Source organism: Leisingera sp. (genome assembly GCF_034669605.1).
Classification (GTDB): Bacteria; Pseudomonadota; Alphaproteobacteria; order Rhodobacterales; family Rhodobacteraceae; genus Leisingera.
This window is the reverse complement of the sequence record NZ_JAXMOX010000004.1, coordinates 18,704-35,982: the sequence shown is the minus strand read 5'-3', so window position 1 is coordinate 35,982 and position 17,279 is coordinate 18,704. Positions and strand designations below refer to the sequence as shown.

The window sequence follows — 17,279 nt, the reverse complement described above, 5'->3', positions numbered from 1 at the left end:
CTATACGGGCCCTGGCCGCAGGTTGTCGGGCAGATAGGTCGCCAGCTCCGGGAAGGCGATCAGCACAAACACCATCAGCACCATGATCAGGAACATCGGCACCGCGGCGCGGGCGATATAGCTCATCTCGTGTTGGGTCATGCCCTGCATCACAAACAGGTTAAAGCCGATCGGCGGTGTGATCTGCGCCATCTCGACAACCACCACGATGAAGATGCCGAACCAGATCAGGTCAATGCCCGCCTGGCGGATCATCGGCTCCACCACTGCCATGGTCAGCACCACCGAGGAAATGCCATCCAGGAAACAGCCCAGAACGATGTAAAAGACCAGCAGCACCATCAAAAGCTCCAGCCGCGTGAGCTCCCACCCGGCAATCAGATCCGCCAGCCCGCGCGGCAGGCCGGTAAAGCCCATCGACAGCGACAAGAAGGCCGCACCGGCCAGGATCAGCGCAATCATCGCACTGGTGCGGGTGGCGCCCATCAGGCTGCCGGTGAAGGTTTTCCAGTTCAGAGACCCTTGCCCCAATGCCAGCAGCAGCGAGCCGATGACGCCAAACGCTGCGGCCTCGGTGGCGGTGGCAATGCCAAGGTACATGGAGCCGATCACCACAATGATCAGTGCAATCACCGGCGCCAGAAAGCGGGAGTTCTTCACCTTCTGGGCAAAACTCAGCCTGGCCTCGGGGGTTGGGTTCCAGTCCTTGCCGAGTTTGGAATAGATCGCCACATACCCCATGAACATCGCCGCCAGCACCAGCCCCGGCAGAATGCCGGCAAAGAACAGCTTGGTGATCGATTCATTGATGGTGACGCCATAGACAATCAGCGTCAGCGACGGCGGGATCATCAGGCCCAGCGTGGCCGCGCCGGTCAGCGTGCCGATCACCATGGTTTCGGGATAGTTGCGCTTTCGCAGTTCGGGGATCGACATCTTGCCGACGGTGGTCAGCGTCGCGGCAGAGGAGCCGGAGACCGCGGCAAACACCGTGCAGCCGACGATATTGGTATGCACCAGGCCGCCGGGCAGCGCCGCCATCCAAGGTGCCAACCCTTTGAACATGTCCTCGGACAGCCGGGTCCGGTACAGAATTTCCCCCATCCAGATGAACATCGGCAGCGCCGTCAGAGTCCAGCTGGAAGAGGCCGACCAGATCGTGGTCAGCATCACGTCGCCGACAGGACGGGCGGTGAACAGCTCCATGCCGACCCAAGCCACGCCCATCAGCGCCAGGCCAACCCAGACGCCGGACCCTAGAAGGGTGAACAGCACGAAGAGAAACAGAATGATAACTGAGATATTTTCCAAGGGGCTTACTCCGCGTGGCTCTGGTCGTCCAGATCCCGGGTGATGCGGTGGTCACCGCGGAAGATCACATGAATCAGATGATCGGTCAGGGCGACGGCCAGAACGGCCCCGCCGAACAGCATCACGCTTTGCGGTATCCACAGGGGCGTGCGGTCCTGGCCCTGGCTGACGTCGTTGAATTTCCAGCTCCAGTAGACAAACCGGTAGGCGTAATAGGTGAAATACCACATCACCGCGGTGCCGATGCCAAAGCACCAGATCTCCAGCACCCGGCGGAAGCCTTCGGGCACGGCATTCAGCAGGATCGACACCCGGATATGGCTGCCCCGGTTCAACGCATTGGCAAAGGCCAAAAACGACGCGGCGGCCATCGCATAGCCCGCGTAATCCGGCGCGCCGGGAAACACCTCACCGGTCCAGCGGGCAAGCATCTGAACAACGATCAGGCCCAGTATCGCAATCAGGCAAAGGGCGGCCAGCACCCCAGCGGCGAGGTAAAGAAAATCCAGTCCGGAGCGCAGCCCCCTGAGCACAGTCATATCATCCCCATCGGCTTATTTTATTATGAGATTACGGGCGGCCCATTCTGCGCCGCCCGTATCCTGCACGCTGTTTATTCTGCGCGGAATGCATCGACGATGGCCTTGCCCTCGTCGCCTGCGGCTTCCAGCCATTCGTTGGTCATGGTGTCGCCGATTTCCTTCAGCTCGGCCGTCATCTGCTCCGATGCCGGGCCGACGTTCATACCGCCGTCGCGCAGTCCCTGCAGGGTGAAACCGGTGTATTCCTTGGCCCGCCAGTTGCCCGCATATTCCGCAAGCTTGGCGCAGCCCATGATCACGTTCCGGCTTGCCTCGGAGGTGCCGTTCCAGATTTCGGTGTTCACAAACACATAGTTGCGCGGCAGCCAGGCATCCACTTCATAGAAATAACCCAGGCTTTCCCAGACCTTGCGGTCATAGCCGGTGGAGCCGGAGGAAATCATGGCTTCCGCAACCCCAGTGGCAAAGGCCTGGCTGATCTCAGCGGCCTCGATGGTCACCGGCAGCATCCCCGTCAGCTCTGCCAGGCGCGAGGTGGCGTTGTTGTAGGAGCGGAACTTGATGCCCTTCATCTCGGCAACCGAGGTCACTTCGTTCTTGAAATACAACCCCTGCGGCGGCCACGGCACGGCATATAGCAGGGTCAGATTCTGCTCGGCCAGCAGCTTTTCAATCGACGGTTTGGCGGCGCGCCACAGCTTGTCGCTGTCATCGAACGAGGTCGCCAGGAAGGGGATCGAGTCAAAGCCGAACAGCGCGTTTTCGTTCTGGTGTCCGGACAGCAGCCGCTCGCCGATCGGCGCCTGGCCGGTCTGCACCGCGCGTTTGATGTCGGCGCCCTTGAACAGCGATCCCGACGGGTGGGTCTTGATCTCCACCTCGCCGCCGGTGCCGGTGGTCACGCATTCAGCAAACTCCGCGCCGGTCGCCGAGTGGAAGTTGGAGGCCGAATAGGCCATTGGCATGTCCCAGGTTTCCGCCGCGGCGGGCAGGGCGGCAGCCGCCGTCAGCGCGGTGGCGGCAAGCAGTCTGGTCAATTTCTTCATGGTCTTCTCCCTGTTTCAGTTTCGGCCCCTTAAGAGGCACTGGTTGGTTTCAATTCGCATAGCGCGCCGGGTCATAGGCGCTCATGTCGATGTTCGGAGTGCGGCCCGAAATCATCTGCGCCAGCAGGCGGCCTGTCTTCGGCCCGCCGGTCAGGCCGATGTGATGATGGCCAAAGCCGACAAAGGCGCCGCTGAGGTCCGGCACCCCGCCAATCACCGGGATCGAATCGGCAGGCGCCGGGCGGTAGCCCAGCCATTCCTCTTCATGCTTCCAGGTGACACCGGGCAGGATGCGCCGCGCGTTCTTGCGCAACAGCTCAAGCGGCCCCTTCGACGGCCCGGCCTCCAGCCCGCCGAATTCCACAATGCCTGCAATCCGGATCCGTCCCTGCATCGGGGTCACCACGCATTTGGCTGCTGCCACCATGACAGGCGCTTTCGGCATTGCCGAAGGTTCCCATAATTCAAGATGATAGCCGCGTTCTGCTTCCAGTGGTACGGAAATTCCCAGTTTCTCTGCCAGCGGCTTGGACCAGACGCCGGTGGCGATAACGACAGCGTCGCAAGGGATGGTCTCGCCGCCTGCGCGCACGCCGGTCACCTGGCCGTTCTCTCGGGCGACATCCTCGGCAAATGCCCGGATCAGCCAGCCTCCATTGGCCGTCACATACGCGGCCAGATCCTTCACATACCGGCCCGGGTCGGTGATGATGCCGTGGTTCTTCAACCGCGCGGCAAAGCCGAATTCCTCAGCATAAATCCCGTCATAAGCGCGGACCTCCGCGCCCTCCAATTCATCCCACTGGAACCCGTGTTTCCTCCGCAGGCCCCAGCCGAATGCATCCTCGCCGAAATGCGCGCGGTCATTGTAGAGGAACAGATAATCGGAGGGTTTCAGGTGGCGTTCTGCCCCGGTGCCTGCCGCCAGTGCCTGATGGTTCGCCAGCGAATCCCCGACCAGCGGCGCCAGTGCCGCGGCTATCCGGGCGGTGTCTTCGGCATTGGCATGGCCCATATATTTCATCAGCCAGGGGGCCAGCCTGGGCAGATACTCCCAGCGCAGGAACAAGGGCTGCTCAGGGTCCAGCAGCATCTTCGGCGCCTTCTTCCACAGCCCCGGACCCGTCACCGGCACGATGGAGCAGGAGGCCAGAATGCCGCCGTTGCCATGGCTGGTGCCTTCACCCGGCCCCTTGCCGTCGATCAGGATGACCTGATGCCCGTCGCGCTGCAGCTCGATCGCGGTTGAGACGCCGACAATGCCAGCGCCAATGATGGCAACGGTTTTCTTGGCGTTGGTCATGCCGCAACCTTCTTGGAGACTGCGTAGCGGTTCAGCTTTTCCAGATCCGGTTTGATGTCCAGCCCTGGCCCATCCGGAACCACCACCTGGCCGTCCACGACTTGGAAGGGGGTCTCCAGAATGTCCTCTTTCAGGAAGTAGCGCGCCTGATAGAACTCGCAGCCCAGCTTGATCTCGGGCGTGGCGGCAATCATGTGGGTGCCCGCCAGATGCGCCAGCCCCGCCTCGAACATGTCGCCGCCATAAGCCGACAGCCCATTGGCCGCCGCAATCCGCGCCACTGTCTGGCCGCGGGTGAGGCCGCCGGATTTCATGATCTTGACCGAGACGCCGTCGCAAATGCCTTCGCGCGCCGCCCGTACCATATCCTCGGGACCGAATACGCTTTCGTCCGCCAAGAGCGGCACGTCGATCATCCCGCGCAGCTTGGCCATCATGCCGAAATGATGGAACCGCACCGGCTGCTCGATGAAGTCCGGCCGGAACTGCGCCACATCACGCACCTGCGCGGGTGCGTCCTCTATGCTCAGGCCCTGGTTATAGTCCACCCGCACGCGGAAATCCGGAAAGTCCTTGGCAATCCGCTCCAGCCGCATGATGTCAAAGGCATGATCCCTGAAACCGGTCTTCAGCTTGATCAGCCCGACCTTGTCGGCGCGCAGCCGGTGCAGAAGGTCAATGTCCTTGGCAAAGTCCGGATCGGCGATCGAACAGCTTAGCGGAATGGTATCGCGGCATTTCCCGCCCAGCAGCGCCCAAACCGGCACACCGGCGATCCGTCCGGTCAGATCCAGCAAAGCGCTCTCCAATGCCGCCTTGGCCTCGGTGCAATGGGCGATCACCCTGGCTGCGTCCTCCATGATCGCCGCGCGGTCCGCCACCCGGCGGCCCTCCACCAGCGGGCGGATGTAACGGTCAAGCGCCGCCAGGCTGGCCTCCGGCGTTCCGGTGAACACCGACCAAGTGGAGGCCTCGCCAAAGCCTTCGGCGCCGCTCTCGCCGCGCAGCCGGACAATCACAACCTCGCAAGAGCCCTCCACCGACCCGATCCCATGGTCGCGGCGCGACCGCACAGGCAGTGCGAGATGCCACAAATCCATCCCGGCAATCTTTTCTTCCAGCACGCGTGTTTTCCTCCCAGCTGCGAAAGGAACCCTGCCTTGACTTGATCATCATTACCAATACAAAGAATTCAATAAGGTATCACAAAAAATGATGTTCTGCCGATGTCTTTCCGCTTCCGCCAGCTGCAGGCGTTCCACGCCATTGTCGAAACCGGCACCGTCACCGGAGCGGCCGAACAGCTGGGAATTTCTCAGCCCGGCATTTCCAATCTGCTCTACCAGCTGGAACGCCAGACCCGCCTCAAACTGTTTGAGCGCAGCAAGGGCCGGCTGATCCCCACGCCCGAAGCCGGGGTGCTGTTTCAAGAGGTCGATACCGTGGTGCGCGGCCTTGATCACGTGGCGCAGGCGGTCACTGACCTGCAGAACAAGCAGGCGGGCCAGCTGCAGGTCGCCTCGCAGCATTCCATGTCCTTTGGCTTCATGCCCGCGCTGATCGCCCGCTTTGCCCGCACCCGGCCGGACCTGTCGATCTCCTTTCAGGCGCAGTATTCGTTGAAGATCCAGGAATGGGTGATTTCGGGGTTGTTTGAGATCGGCGTCTGCGAAATGCCGCTGATCCATGACGGGCTGGAGGCGCATCCGATCAACGTCGAAACCCGGCTAGCGATCCCCGCGGACAACCCGCTGGCGGAACACGGCGTGCTGACGCCCGAACTTCTGGAAGGCGTGCCCTTCATCGTGATGGGGCCCGAGCACATGACCCACCGCCGCACCCGCGAGGTGTTTCAGCAGGCGGGTATCCCGCTGAAAGCCCGGGTGCATTCGCATCTGTTCAAGAACCTTCTCAGCTTTGTGCAGGAGGGGATGGGGGTCTCGATCCTCGACCCTTTCGTGCTGGATTTCGAAGCTGGCGGCGGCTTTGTCTCGCGCCCGTTCCGGCCCCGGATCATGATGGAAATGGCAGTGATCACCTCCAAGTCCAGGCCGCTGTCGGCGGTTGGGCAGGAGTTTCTGGCGCTGCTGAAGAAGGAGCTGGCACCCTATTCGGTTGAAGCTTCCTGATTTGCCTTAAACTGTATGCAGTTTAGAATTCAATATTGCGCGAGGCTGTGCGCTCCCGTAACCTGCACCGCGGATTGAACAGATGGCGGGATAATGGCTAAACGCGAAAGCAATGTGGACCGGGTTTATGAGGCGCTGCGGCGGATGGCGGCGGATTTTGCCTTCAAGCCCGACCAGCGGATCAACGAAAGCGCCCTGTCCGAGGTGCTGGGCGCCAGCCGCACACCGCTGCGCGAGGCGCTGAACCGGCTGGTGGCCGAGGGCTTCCTGACCTTCCAGAACAACCGCGGCTTTTTCTGCCGCCCGCTGACGCCCAGCTACATCATGGACCTGTACGAGTCCCGGGTGGCGGTGGAATGCGAGGCGGCCCGGCTGGCGTGCACCCGCGCCCCGCACGAGGACATCGCGGCGCTGGCGGATTACCTGAACCGGATGGAGCCCGAGTATGAAAGCGCCACCGACCCCGGGGCGCTTTTGGCGATGGACGAGAGCTTCCACGCGCGGCTGGCGCAGCTTTCGGGCAACAGCGAGCTGCAGAGGATCCTCAACAACCTGAATGGCCGGATCCGCTATATCCGTCTGATCGACCTCAAACGCATGCGCGACCGGGCAGGGGGCAAGGCGCCTGGAGACATTTCGGCCCACCGCCAGATCGTCGACGGCATTGCCGCCCGCAATGCCGAGGCCGCCGTATCGGCGATGCGCAGCCACATTGAAAAACGCCGGGAAGAGGCGACCGAAGCGGTCCGCATCGCCTTTTCCCAGCTCTACGTTCCGGACGAGTAGGGGAGCCACATGGAACACGGCGGCAAGACAGTCTTTGGCGCTGCAGTTGGCATCCTGATGCTGGAGACCCGGTTTCCCCGTATCCATGGCGATATGGGCAATGCGATGACCTGGGACTTCCCGGTCCACTACAAGGTGGTGCGCGGCGCCAATCCCGAAAACGTGGTGCGCGGCAACCCCAAGGAGCTGCTGGACCTGTTTGTCGAGGCCGGCCGCGATCTGGTCGCCATGGGGGCCGACGGCATCACCACCAATTGCGGTTTCCTGGCGCTTCTCCAGGACGAGGTGAAACAGGCGCTGGGGGTGCCGGTGGCGACATCCTCGCTGATGCAGGTGCCGATGGTGCAGGCCCTGCTGCCCGCAGGCAAGTGCTGCGGTATTCTGACGATTTCCAAGGCCACGCTGACACCGGCGCATCTGCAGGCCGCAGGCGTGCCGCTGGACACACCCATTGCCGGCACTGACGGCCTGCGCTGTTTTACCCGCGACATCCTCGGCGACGCGTCGGAGATCGACTTCGAGGCCTGCCGCCTCGACATGATCGACGCCGCACGGGCGATGGTGGCGGAAATCCCGGACCTTGGCGCCATCGTGCTGGAATGCACCAATATGGTGCCCTATGCCCGCGATGTGCGCAAAGCTACCGGCCTGCCGGTGTTTTCAATCTATTCTTTCATCAACTGGTTCCAGGCCGGCCTCTTGCCCAAGGGATTCCCGCTGGAGCTGGATGATCCGCGCTGGTGAGGCCGTGCCGGAGTGCAGTGGGAATTTCTTAATGAACCCTAAGTTTAAGGTCAGCATCGCTGTCCAAATGTTTCGCGCGCGAAACATTTGGACAGAAGTTCTGACCTTTTTTCTCAGCCCGGCTCAGCTCAGAACCAGCAGCCAGAACCACACGGTTAAAATGCTCGCCCCGGTGGCAATCAGCACCGAAGACGCCGCCACCCGTTTTGCCCGGCCGTACATATTGGCAAAGATATAGCCGTTGAACCCGATCGCCATCGCAGCGTTCAAAACGCCCGAGCGGAACAGATCCTGTGGCAATGCCAGGGCTGAACCCAGCACCCAGACAATCGCCGGATGGATCATCAGCGAAGTGAAGCAGACAAACAGGATCGCCCGCAGATCGCCCTCGGGGCGGTACTTTACCAGCACCCCGCCCAGCGCGAACAGCGCGCAGGGCAGGGCGGCCCGGATGATCAGCGACAGGGCTTCACTCACAACCATCGGAATGGCCAGCCCGGAAAGATTCACCGCAAACCCCAGCGCGATGCCCAGAATCAGCACATTTCGGAACATCGCATTCAGCACTGCCGAGACGGTCTTGATCCCGCCTGCGCCGCGATTGCGCACGATCTCCATCACGGTGATGCCGACGCCATAGCAGAACGGCGAATGAAAGGCGATGATGGCATAGTTGCCGGTCAGGTTCTCAGGTCCAAAGGCGCGCTCGGTGATGGGCAGGCCCAACAGCACCGAATTGGAAAACAGGCAGCAGAAACCGATGGCAATGCAGTCCTCCCACTCCCGCTTGAACAGGATCCGCGCGCCGAACACGCCAATCAGGAAGCAGGTGAAAGCGCCGGTATAAAAACTTGCCAGTAGCCGCGGGTCAAAGCTGGATGACAGGTCCAGCTCCGCCATTGCCTTGAACAGCAGGCAGGGGATGGCAAAGCCTTGCGCGAATTTCATCACGCCTTCGATATGTGTCTGGGTCAGCATATCCCGCGCGGTGGCGGCATAACCCGCGCCGACTACCAGGAACACCGGCAGGATGACGTCGATCAGGCTCTGAAACATCAGCCTGTCCCTGGCGGCCGGGGCTTGCTGCCGGCCGGCGGGCAGTGTCTGGCCGCAGGCCGCGGATGCCTCCGGCGGGAGTATGTCAGCAAAGGAGAAGCCTGCGGTCTGCCGAATGGAGCCGGGCGCGCTGCAGCAGAGCTGTGCATTCCGCTATAGTTCCACCCGGATCACCATACCGTCATAGGCGGGGGTGATATGGTCCGGGGTCTCGGCCTCGATCGTGGCATAATCCATGTCGATATGCATGTTGGTGATAATGCCGCGCTTGGGCGCCATCTTCTCGAACCATTCCAGCGCCTCGGCGTAGCTGAAATGGGTCGGGTGCGGGGTGCGGCGCAGCCCGTCCAGGATCCAGATGTCGAGGTTTTCCAGCTCTGGCAGCGCGGCATCGGGGATTTGGGCCACATCCGGAAGATAGGCCAGCCCGCCAATGCGGAATCCCAGCGCGTCGATGGAGCCGTGGTTCACTTCAAACGGGCGGAAACTGATTTCGCCGCCGGGGCCATCAATGGTGAAAGGCCCGCTGATGGTTCTCAGGTCGAGGATCGGCGGATAGGGGGAGCCGTCCGGCTGCGCAAAGGCATAGCCGAAGCGGTTCAACAGGTCGTTCTGGGTTGGACCGTCTGCATAAACCGGAATGCGTTCGCGCATGTTGTAATAGACCATGCGCAGATCGTCGATTCCGTGCAGGTGATCGGCGTGGGAATGGGTGTAAACCACCGCGTCCAGCCGGCTGACTTCTGCCTGCAGCAACTGGCTGCGCATGTCGGGCGTGGTGTCGATCAGCACCGATGTGGTGCCCTCAGGCCCGTCGCGCTCCACCAGCAGCGAGCACCGCTGGCGCCGGTTTCTGGGGTTCTTCGGGTCGCAATCGCCCCAATGGCCGCCAATCCGCGGCACCCCGCCGGAAGAGCCCGAACCGAGGATCGTGAAGCGCATCTCAGCCATCAGGCGGCGGCCTCATATGCGGCGGCTTTCCAGAACAGCCGGTCGAAATTCGCCTGTGTCTGCGCGGCAAAATCGGCGTAGCCGATGCCGAACACCTCCGCGCCCACCTTGGCAGTGAAGGCCGTATAGGCCGGTTCATTGCGTTTGCCGCGATAGGGCGGCGGCGCCAGATAGGGGGCGTCGGTCTCGACCAGAATGCGCTCCACCGGGGCGGAGGCAAAGATACCGCGCAGCTCCTGGCTTTTGGGAAAAGCGGCGATGCCGGACATCGACAGGTAAAACCCCAGGTCCAGCGCGGCCCTTGCCAGCTCGGCCGAGGAGGAGAAACAATGCATCACGCAAGTATAAGAGCCGTTCTTCATCTCCTCGCCAAGGATGCGCGCCATGTCGTCATCGGCGGCACGGGCATGGATGATTAGCGGCAGGCCGGTCTCGCGGGCGGCAGCGATATGAATGCGCAAGGACTCCTGCTGCACGGCGGCGCTGTCGGCGGTGTAGTGGTAGTCCAGACCGGTCTCGCCGATGCCGACAAACTTCGGGTGTTTTGCCAGCGCCACCAGTGCGTCGACAGATACCAGCGGCTCGTCCGCGGCACTCATCGGGTGGGTGCCCGCGGCATAGAACACTGGTGCGTGCGCCTCGGCAATCGCGCGGACGGACGGCTCGTTCTTCATCTTGGTGCAGATGGTCACCATCCGGGTGACGCCGGCCGCTGCTGCGCTGGCAATCACCTCATCCAGCCGCCCTTCGAAATCGGGGAAGTCCAGGTGGCAATGGCTGTCCGTAATCTGGGGGGTCGTCTCGGTCATGAATCCTCTGGTGCCAGATGTGCCGCGGGGCCTCAAAAGCCTCAGCGCGACGCGGTTTCCTGCATCTTGAAAACCGTATCTAGGACAAGTGCTGCGGGGTCAAGGTTCACCGCCTGGCCATGGCGGGCACGGGCGGTCACTTCTGCTGCCAGGTCCGCCCAAGCGCGGGCTTTGCGCGGATCCGGCGACAGCCGCGACAGCATCGCGGCCTCCTGCGGTGCCGCTTCCGGCGCTGGCGGGGCACCGGTTGCGCCAGTGCGCGCGAGCCGGGCCAGCGCCATCTCGGTCAGCGACAGCAGCAGTTCAAACCGTGCGGCGGCACCACGCTGGGCGGCCGCCTCGGCCAGCGCCATGGCGCGCTGGCGGTCCAGCCGCGGCATCGTTGCGAGGATCTGCACCAGTTCGGCATAGATTTTCAGCCCGCCCAGATTGATCAGCCGCAGCGCCGCCCCGACCGAGCCGCCCGCCAAGGCCGCAAGGTTCTCCATATTGCCGGGCAGCTCCACGCCGGATTGCGCCAATGCAGCCTCCATGTCCGGTGCGGTCAGCGGCCTCAGCCGCAGGGTGCGGCAGCGCGAGCGGATGGTCGGAAGCAGCCGCGAGGGCTGGTGCGAGAGCAGCAGCAGGGTGGTGCGCGCGGGCGGTTCTTCCAGCATTTTCAAGAGCGCATTTGCGGCGCTGATATTCATGTCGTCGGCGGCGTCCACGATCACCACGCGGCGCCCGCCATCGGTGGCCGAAAGGCCAAAGAACCGGTTCAGCTTGCGGATATCGTCCACCACAATCTGGCTGCGCAGCTTGCCCTTGTCGTCGTAAGAGCGGCTGATCGGCGCCAGGCCGGGTTCCGCCAGCGCCTGGATGCGGTGCGAGACCGGGTGCTCCGGGCTGATCTCCAATGTGTCCGGCGGCGGCGGCGCGCCGAAAAGACCCTCTTCCGCCGGGGGCGTGGCCAGCAGAAAGCGGGCAATCCGCCAGGCCAGTGTTGCCTTGCCCACGCCCTGCGGGCCGGTCAGCAGCCAGCCGTGGTGCAGGCGGTCTGAGTTATATGCGGTCAGGAAATCCTGTTCCGCGGCCTGCTGGCCGATCAGCCGCTGGGTTTCGCGCGGATGCGGCGCGCCTTCGGCCTGGTCTGCGCGCGGCAGGTCGTCATCAGGACTCATGCCCTGGATCCTTCCAGGGCTTCATCCGTCAGCCGCCGCACATCGGCGGCAACGGCATCCAGCGGGCGGGCGCCATCGACCACGCGGAAGCGGTCCGCAAACTCCTGCGCCAGCGCCAGGAAGCCTGCGCGCATCTTTTCCTGCAGGCCGATGCCGAAATCTTCGAACCGTTCTTCCTGGCCCTGCCGCCCCTTGGCCCGGGCCAGACCTGTGGCCGGGTCCATGTCGATCAGCAGGGTCAGGTCCGGCTCACGCCCGATCATCAGCTTGTGCATCTGGTCGACGGCGGCGCGCAGGTCGCCGCGGGACAGCCCCTGATACATCCGTGTGCTGTCGGCAAAACGGTCGCAAATCACCACTTTGCCGGCGGCCAGGGCCGGTTCGATGGTGCGCTCCAAATGATCGCGCCGCGCCGCCATGAACAACAGCAGCTCGGTCTCGGCCGACCAGCGGTCGGGAGCGCCCTCCAGCACCAGACGGCGGATTTCCTCGGCGCCGGGGGAGCCGCCGGGCTCCCGCGTCAGCACCGCATCACGGCCCGCCGCCTGCAGGGCGTCCGCCAGCAGGCGGCATTGCGTTGATTTACCGGACCCGTCGATGCCTTCGAAGGTGATGAACAGGCCGCGCGCTCCGCCCGCCGTCACAATGCCCCCTCGGGGCCGGTCAGGAAGCGCTTGATCAGCACTTCCGCCGCGGTTTTCACACGCACCGCAAAGCCGCCCGCGGGCACATCGCTTTCCGCCACCAGCGGCAGCCGCACCTCCGGCAGTTCATCGGGCTGCAGCACCAGTTCCGCCAGCCGCTGGCCTTTGCTGACCGGGGCCTCGATGGGGCCGGCATAGACAACTTCCCCCTCGATGGTGCCGCCTGCCAGCGACGGCAGCAGGATTTCCAGATCCTCCGCGGGCACCAGCCCTACCGATTGCTCGGCCCCCCGCCAAATTTCGGCTTCGGCGATGGGAACGCCTTCCTGGGCGACGGTCTTTTTGGCAAATTGTCGAAACGACCAGTTCACCAGGGCTTCAGCCTCCTCGGCGCGGCCGGATTCTGTTTCAAAGCCGGACACCACGAAAATCACCCGCCGGTCACCCTGCTGGGCCGACCCGACCAGCCCATAGCCCGCTTCTACGGTGTGGCCGGTCTTCAGCCCGTCCGCGCCGATCCCCAGCTTCAGCAGCGGATTGCGGTTGCGGACGTTCGAGGGCGCACGGCCATCGAATTCGAACTTGGTTTCGGCAAACAGAGGATAGTATTCCGGGAAGTCCTCGATTAACCGCTCGGCCAGCACCGCCAGATCATGCAGCGACATCCGGTGCCCGGCAGCAGGCCAGCCGTTGGAATTGGCAAAGGTCGAGGCGGTCATGCCCAGATCCTGGCCGCGTTTGGTCATGTAACGGGCAAATCCGGCCTCGGTTCCGTCCGGGCTCAGCGCCTCGGCAATCACCACGCAGGCGTCATTGCCGGACAACACGATGATGCCGCGCAGCAGATCCTCGACCCGCACCCGGTCCTGCGTGTCCAGGAACATGGTGGAGCCTTTGTAGCTCATTGCGTGCTCGCTGACAGGCAGCCGCTCGTCCAGGGTCAGGCGGCCGTCGCGCAAAGCCTCAAACGCCACATAGAGCGTCATCAGCTTGGACATCGAGGCCGGCGGCAGCGGCACATCGGCGTTCTTGGACAGCAGCACCGTGTCGGTGCCTGCGTCCAGCACATAGGCGGCGCGGGCCTTGGTATCAAAGGCCGCGGCAGACAGCGCCGACAGGCTGACCGCCAGACCTGCAGCCATGGCCAGCCGCAGCGAAGAGATCAGAGTGCGCCCCAGGCGCGTGGCGCCGGGATCAATAGGTGACAGCATAGGCATCCGCAAATCCGGTTTCCTTTACGCTTTTTAACAACTGGCTGCGTTCAGTCTTGTTCTGCGCCGGGCCAACCAGCACCCGCCAGAACGCCTTGCCGCTCAAGGCTTGCTCGCGCACCACCGGCACCATGCCGGCGCTGCGCATCATATTGGCAGTCCGCTTGGCATTGGCTTCAACGCTGAAGATGCCGATCTGGATGTAAGGTTTCTCCAGCGCGGATTTCTGCGCTTTGGCTGCCGGGGCAGCCGCAGGCTCAGCCTGCGCAGGCGCTGATTGCGCCGGAACGGCCCGTGCGGCCGGGACCGGGCCCGGGGCGTCAATTGCGGCGGCAGCTCCGGCAATCGGATCCAGCGGCGTTGCTGAGATTTCCTGCCCGGCCGCCGAGGCCATCACTTGGGCAGCCTCAGCCTCCGCCGCAGGCCGTTCGGCTGTCTGATCTTCGGCAGGAATTTCATTGCTGACCTCTTCACGCCGCAGGGCGGTGACGTTCAGCTCGGCCGGCGCACCTGCCAGCATTCCCAGCGCCGCCGCGGCGTCCGAGGACACCTGCAGCCGCGGGCCCGGAATTTCCCGTTCGCGCCGGAACAGGGCGCCGATCACAAACTGGCCATTCGCATTGTTGCGGATGATCACCCGCTCCGGGTCCTTGGTGTCGGGATGCGCCACCCAGACCCCGCCGATCGACGGACGCCCGTCCCAAAGCCCCGCTTCGGTCACTTGGAACACCTCGGGGGCTTCCACGTCGCGCTCGACCAGCTTGGTGCTGCTGGAGGCCTGAATCTCCCCGCCGGCCTCGGCTTTGGGCTGCAAAAAGGCCAGCGTCGGCCCGCCTTCGCAGCCTGCCATCAACAGCAGTCCCACGGCCGCCGCGGCAACCCGCGGGGCTGTCTTTGCTGTCGACACGGTGTCTTTCATGCTCTCATCCTTGCCTGTGCCCGCGGCGCTTTTGCGCCCCCGCCGGAATGACCGGTCTTCTTGATTTGGCGGCATGATAGCCTGCGCATCCGGCCATGAAAACCCTGACGGGCCGCGGCGCAAGGGAAACCCGCAAAGGTGGCATGATTCCGCGCGGCTGGCCCAGGCCCGGGCTTTTCTCCTGCGCGGCCGATTTCCCCTTGCCTCACCCGGTTTTGCGTCCTAAACCGCTGCACGGACCGGGGAGGTGGCAGAGTGGTCGAATGCGGCGGTCTTGAAAACCGTTGAACGTGAGAGCGTTCCCAGGGTTCGAATCCCTGTCTCCCCGCCACTCACGAACAAAAATTGGCACCTTTGCCGGCCCGGTGTTTCCCGACGCGTAGTTCAGCGCTGCGAATTCTATATCTCTCTGATCTAAAATTGCGTAGATACTGGCGCTTGCGGTCCCGCTTCATCCGGGTGTTCGCCGCTGGAAATCCCGCCGGGCTGCCCCGGTTGCCGGCAGTTTGAGGCGGCTACTGGCCTGCCTCCAGGTCCGCGGTCCAGAATGTGCCCCGGAAGATCGATGACGGATCATCCTATCTGGGGAAACAGCGTCCCGCTGGCCTGACCAATTCAGCGGCCAGCTAATGCGCGGTGGGCCGCGCCTGTTCCTGGCGCAGGTCGCGGGCAGAGGTGCCGTGCGCGGTGCGGAAGGCGCGGGCGAAGCTGGATTGCGAGGTGAAGCCGGTGGCAATCGCAACCTCCATCAGCGGCAGGTCGGTGTCAGTCACCAGACGGCGGGCTTCGGCCAGGCGCAGTTGCAGGTAGTGGTCCTGCGGCGTGGTGTTGAGCCGGAGGCGGAACTGCTGCTGCAGGCTGCGCGGGCTGGTGCCCAGGGTCTCGGCGATGGCGCTGAGCGGCAGCGGCTCGTCCAGCGCGGCCTCCATCAGGGCGTTGGCCTTGGCGGTGAGCGCATTGTGTTTGTGGCTGCCCAGGCGGCTTTGCGGGCGCGGTTCGGTGGCGGGGCCGTCATAGAGGAACAGCCCGGCGACGCGGGCGGCAAAGCCGGCGCCGTGGCGGGCGCTGATGATGTGCAGCAGCATCTCGATCGCCGGCGTTGCGCCGCCGGAGGTCAGGCGGCCTTCCGAGACCGTGAAGCGGTCGTTGCGGGCGTCCACATCCGGGAAGCGGGCGGCGAAATTCTCCAGGTCTTCCCAGTGGGTGGTGGCCGGATGGCCGTCCAGCAGCCCGGCTTCGGCCATCAGCCAGGGGCCGCCGTCGATGCCTGCAATGGTGGCGCCGGTGGCCGCGATGCGGCGCAGGCCTGCCAGCAGGCTGGGGGTGGCGTGGCGTGCCAGCTGGAAACCGGCCGCGACGATCAGCAGCTCGCAGCCCTGCAGCCGGGCCAGCGGAACGCTGGGCACGGTGAGGCCGCTGGTCAGCATCGGCGGCTCATGCGTGGCGCTGACGTAATCCCAGTCGAAGGCCGCCCGCCCGGCCAGCCGGTTGGCGGCGCGCATCGGATCCACCGCAGCCGCAAAGGACAGGGTGTTGCATTCATCCAGCACCAGCACCGCGGTTTTCAGCGGCTGGTGCTCGGGCTGCAGGATGTTTTTTGCGGATTTCATCAACTTCGATTCGCCTGGTGTAAACTGTGCCGCAAAAGGCTGCGGCAGAGTCGCCCTTAGCGCAAATCAGAATCTGGGGAAGAGCCTGGGGATAACCCGAGGCAAAACCCTGTACATTGAAGGGAAAATCAAAATGCCTCTGGAAATGAACCGGGACGTCTTCATAACCTGTGCCGTGACCGGCTCCGGCGGCACCCAGGACCGCAGCCCGCATGTGCCGCGTTCGCCCAAGGAAATCGCCGATAGCGCCATTGCCGCGGCCAAGGCCGGCGCCGCGGTGGTGCATTGCCATGTGCGCGATCCGGAAACCGGCGCGCCGAGCCGCGATCTGGCGCTGTACCGTGAAGTCACCGACCGGATCCGTGACGCCGAGGTCGATGTGGTGCTGAACCTGACTGCGGGCATGGGCGGTGATATGGTGTTCGGCGATACCGAAAACCCGCTGCCGGTGAACCCGGCTGGCACCGACATGGTCGGGGCGACCGAGCGGATGGCGCATGTGGCGGAATGCCTGCCTGAGATCTGCACCCTGGACTGCGGCACCATGAACTTTGCCGAGGCTGATTACGTGATGACCAACACGCCGGGGATGCTGCGGGCGATGGGGCAAATGATGACCGGTCTGGGCGTGAAGCCGGAGATCGAGGCCTTTGACACCGGCCATCTGTGGTTTGCCAAGCAGTTGGTAAAAGAGGGAATTCTGGAGCAGAACGCGTTGGTGCAGCTGTGCATGGGGGTGCCGTGGGGGGCGCCGAATGATCTGAACACCTTCATGGCGATGGTCAACAATGTGCCGTCGGACTGGAATTGGTCGGCGTTCTCGCTGGGCCGGGACCAGATGGCTTATGTGGCGGCGTCTGTTCTGGCGGGCGGCAATGTGCGGGTCGGGCTGGAAGACAACCTGTGGCTGGGAAAGGGCCAGCTGGCCGAAAACTGGCAGCTGGTGGAGCGTGCCGGCGCCATCATCGAGAACTTGGGAGCTCGGGTGATCGGGCCGCAGGAAGTGCGCGAGAAGCTGGGCCTGACCAAGCGTGCGCCGGTGGCGCATTAAGCAGAAA

General features: G+C 63.8%; 17 protein-coding genes and 1 tRNA gene. 5 read left to right on the top strand and 13 right to left on the bottom strand.

From position 1 onward, the window contains the following. The 5 genes from VOI29_RS00990 to VOI29_RS00970 form a co-directional block, all read right to left on the bottom strand. The gene (locus VOI29_RS00990) at positions 1-1,311 is read right to left on the bottom strand and encodes a TRAP transporter large permease subunit (RefSeq protein ID WP_323775594.1); all 1,311 of its coding nucleotides are present in this window, start codon (positions 1,309-1,311) and stop codon (positions 1-3) included. 5 nt (positions 1,312-1,316) lie between these two features. Then, the gene (locus VOI29_RS00985) at positions 1,317-1,850 is read right to left on the bottom strand and encodes a TRAP transporter small permease (protein WP_024090900.1); all 534 of its coding nucleotides are present in this window, start codon (positions 1,848-1,850) and stop codon (positions 1,317-1,319) included. A gap of 74 nt (positions 1,851-1,924) precedes the next feature. Beyond that, positions 1,925-2,899, bottom strand: a complete 975-nt coding sequence (locus tag VOI29_RS00980; RefSeq protein ID WP_024090899.1) for a TRAP transporter substrate-binding protein — start codon at positions 2,897-2,899, stop codon at positions 1,925-1,927. Positions 2,900-2,948: 49 nt separating this feature from the next. Beyond that, the gene (locus tag VOI29_RS00975; RefSeq protein ID WP_323775593.1) at positions 2,949-4,202 is read right to left on the bottom strand and encodes an FAD-binding oxidoreductase; all 1,254 of its coding nucleotides are present in this window, start codon (positions 4,200-4,202) and stop codon (positions 2,949-2,951) included. Further along, on the bottom strand, positions 4,199-5,326 hold the full coding sequence (locus VOI29_RS00970) for an enolase C-terminal domain-like protein (RefSeq protein WP_323775592.1): 1,128 nt from the start codon (positions 5,324-5,326) through the stop codon (positions 4,199-4,201). The genes VOI29_RS00975 and VOI29_RS00970 overlap by 4 nt, the downstream gene beginning before the upstream one ends. A gap of 102 nt (positions 5,327-5,428) precedes the next feature. On the opposite strand from VOI29_RS00970, the gene VOI29_RS00965 reads away from it, so the two are divergent. The 3 genes from VOI29_RS00965 (at position 5,429) to VOI29_RS00955 (ending at position 7,861) form a co-directional block, all read left to right on the top strand. Continuing rightward, positions 5,429-6,331: a LysR family transcriptional regulator gene (locus tag VOI29_RS00965; protein ID WP_323775591.1), complete on the top strand. Its 903-nt coding sequence runs from the start codon at positions 5,429-5,431 to the stop codon at positions 6,329-6,331. Positions 6,332-6,424: 93 nt separating this feature from the next. Then, entirely contained in the window at positions 6,425-7,117 is a 693-nt protein-coding gene (locus VOI29_RS00960) for a GntR family transcriptional regulator (protein ID WP_323775590.1), read from the top strand. A gap of 9 nt (positions 7,118-7,126) precedes the next feature. Further along, positions 7,127-7,861 carry an aspartate/glutamate racemase family protein gene (locus VOI29_RS00955; protein ID WP_323775589.1) on the top strand — a complete coding sequence of 245 codons (735 nt, stop codon included), beginning with the start codon at positions 7,127-7,129 and terminating at the stop codon, positions 7,859-7,861. Between the two features lie 123 nt (positions 7,862-7,984). Here the strand turns inward: VOI29_RS00955 and VOI29_RS00950 are convergent, their stop codons facing one another. The 7 genes from VOI29_RS00950 to VOI29_RS00920 all read right to left on the bottom strand — a co-directional run bounded on the left by VOI29_RS00950 (position 7,985) and on the right by VOI29_RS00920 (position 14,611). After that, the gene (locus VOI29_RS00950; protein WP_323775588.1) at positions 7,985-8,917 is read right to left on the bottom strand and encodes an AEC family transporter; all 933 of its coding nucleotides are present in this window, start codon (positions 8,915-8,917) and stop codon (positions 7,985-7,987) included. A gap of 153 nt (positions 8,918-9,070) precedes the next feature. Then, positions 9,071-9,868: an MBL fold metallo-hydrolase gene (locus VOI29_RS00945; RefSeq protein WP_323775587.1), complete on the bottom strand. Its 798-nt coding sequence runs from the start codon at positions 9,866-9,868 to the stop codon at positions 9,071-9,073. Next, on the bottom strand, positions 9,868-10,677 hold the full coding sequence (locus VOI29_RS00940; RefSeq protein ID WP_323775586.1) for a TatD family hydrolase: 810 nt from the start codon (positions 10,675-10,677) through the stop codon (positions 9,868-9,870). The genes VOI29_RS00945 and VOI29_RS00940 overlap by 1 nt, the downstream gene beginning before the upstream one ends. Before the next feature lie 41 nt (positions 10,678-10,718). Then, the gene (locus tag VOI29_RS00935; protein ID WP_323775585.1) at positions 10,719-11,837 is read right to left on the bottom strand and encodes a DNA polymerase III subunit delta'; all 1,119 of its coding nucleotides are present in this window, start codon (positions 11,835-11,837) and stop codon (positions 10,719-10,721) included. Then, positions 11,834-12,481, bottom strand: coding sequence for a dTMP kinase (gene tmk, locus VOI29_RS00930; protein ID WP_323775584.1), 648 nt, complete (start codon positions 12,479-12,481; stop codon positions 11,834-11,836). Before tmk ends, VOI29_RS00935 begins: the two co-directional genes overlap by 4 nt. Beyond that, entirely contained in the window at positions 12,478-13,623 is a 1,146-nt protein-coding gene (locus VOI29_RS00925) for a D-alanyl-D-alanine carboxypeptidase family protein (RefSeq protein ID WP_416361467.1), read from the bottom strand. The genes tmk and VOI29_RS00925 overlap by 4 nt, the downstream gene beginning before the upstream one ends. 52 nt (positions 13,624-13,675) lie before the next feature. Next, on the bottom strand, positions 13,676-14,611 hold the full coding sequence (locus tag VOI29_RS00920; RefSeq protein ID WP_323775582.1) for an SPOR domain-containing protein: 936 nt from the start codon (positions 14,609-14,611) through the stop codon (positions 13,676-13,678). Positions 14,612-14,852: 241 nt separating this feature from the next. Here VOI29_RS00920 and VOI29_RS00915 point away from each other — a divergent pair. Continuing rightward, a tRNA-Ser gene (locus tag VOI29_RS00915) sits at positions 14,853-14,942 on the top strand. Positions 14,943-15,237: 295 nt separating this feature from the next. On the opposite strand, the gene VOI29_RS00910 is transcribed toward VOI29_RS00915, so the two are convergent. Continuing rightward, positions 15,238-16,221, bottom strand: coding sequence for a GlxA family transcriptional regulator (locus VOI29_RS00910; RefSeq protein ID WP_323775581.1), 984 nt, complete (start codon positions 16,219-16,221; stop codon positions 15,238-15,240). Positions 16,222-16,354: 133 nt separating this feature from the next. Between VOI29_RS00910 and VOI29_RS00905 the strand changes: the two genes are divergently transcribed. Next, on the top strand, positions 16,355-17,272 hold the full coding sequence (locus VOI29_RS00905; RefSeq protein ID WP_323775580.1) for a 3-keto-5-aminohexanoate cleavage protein: 918 nt from the start codon (positions 16,355-16,357) through the stop codon (positions 17,270-17,272). Positions 17,273-17,279 lie beyond the last annotated feature (7 nt).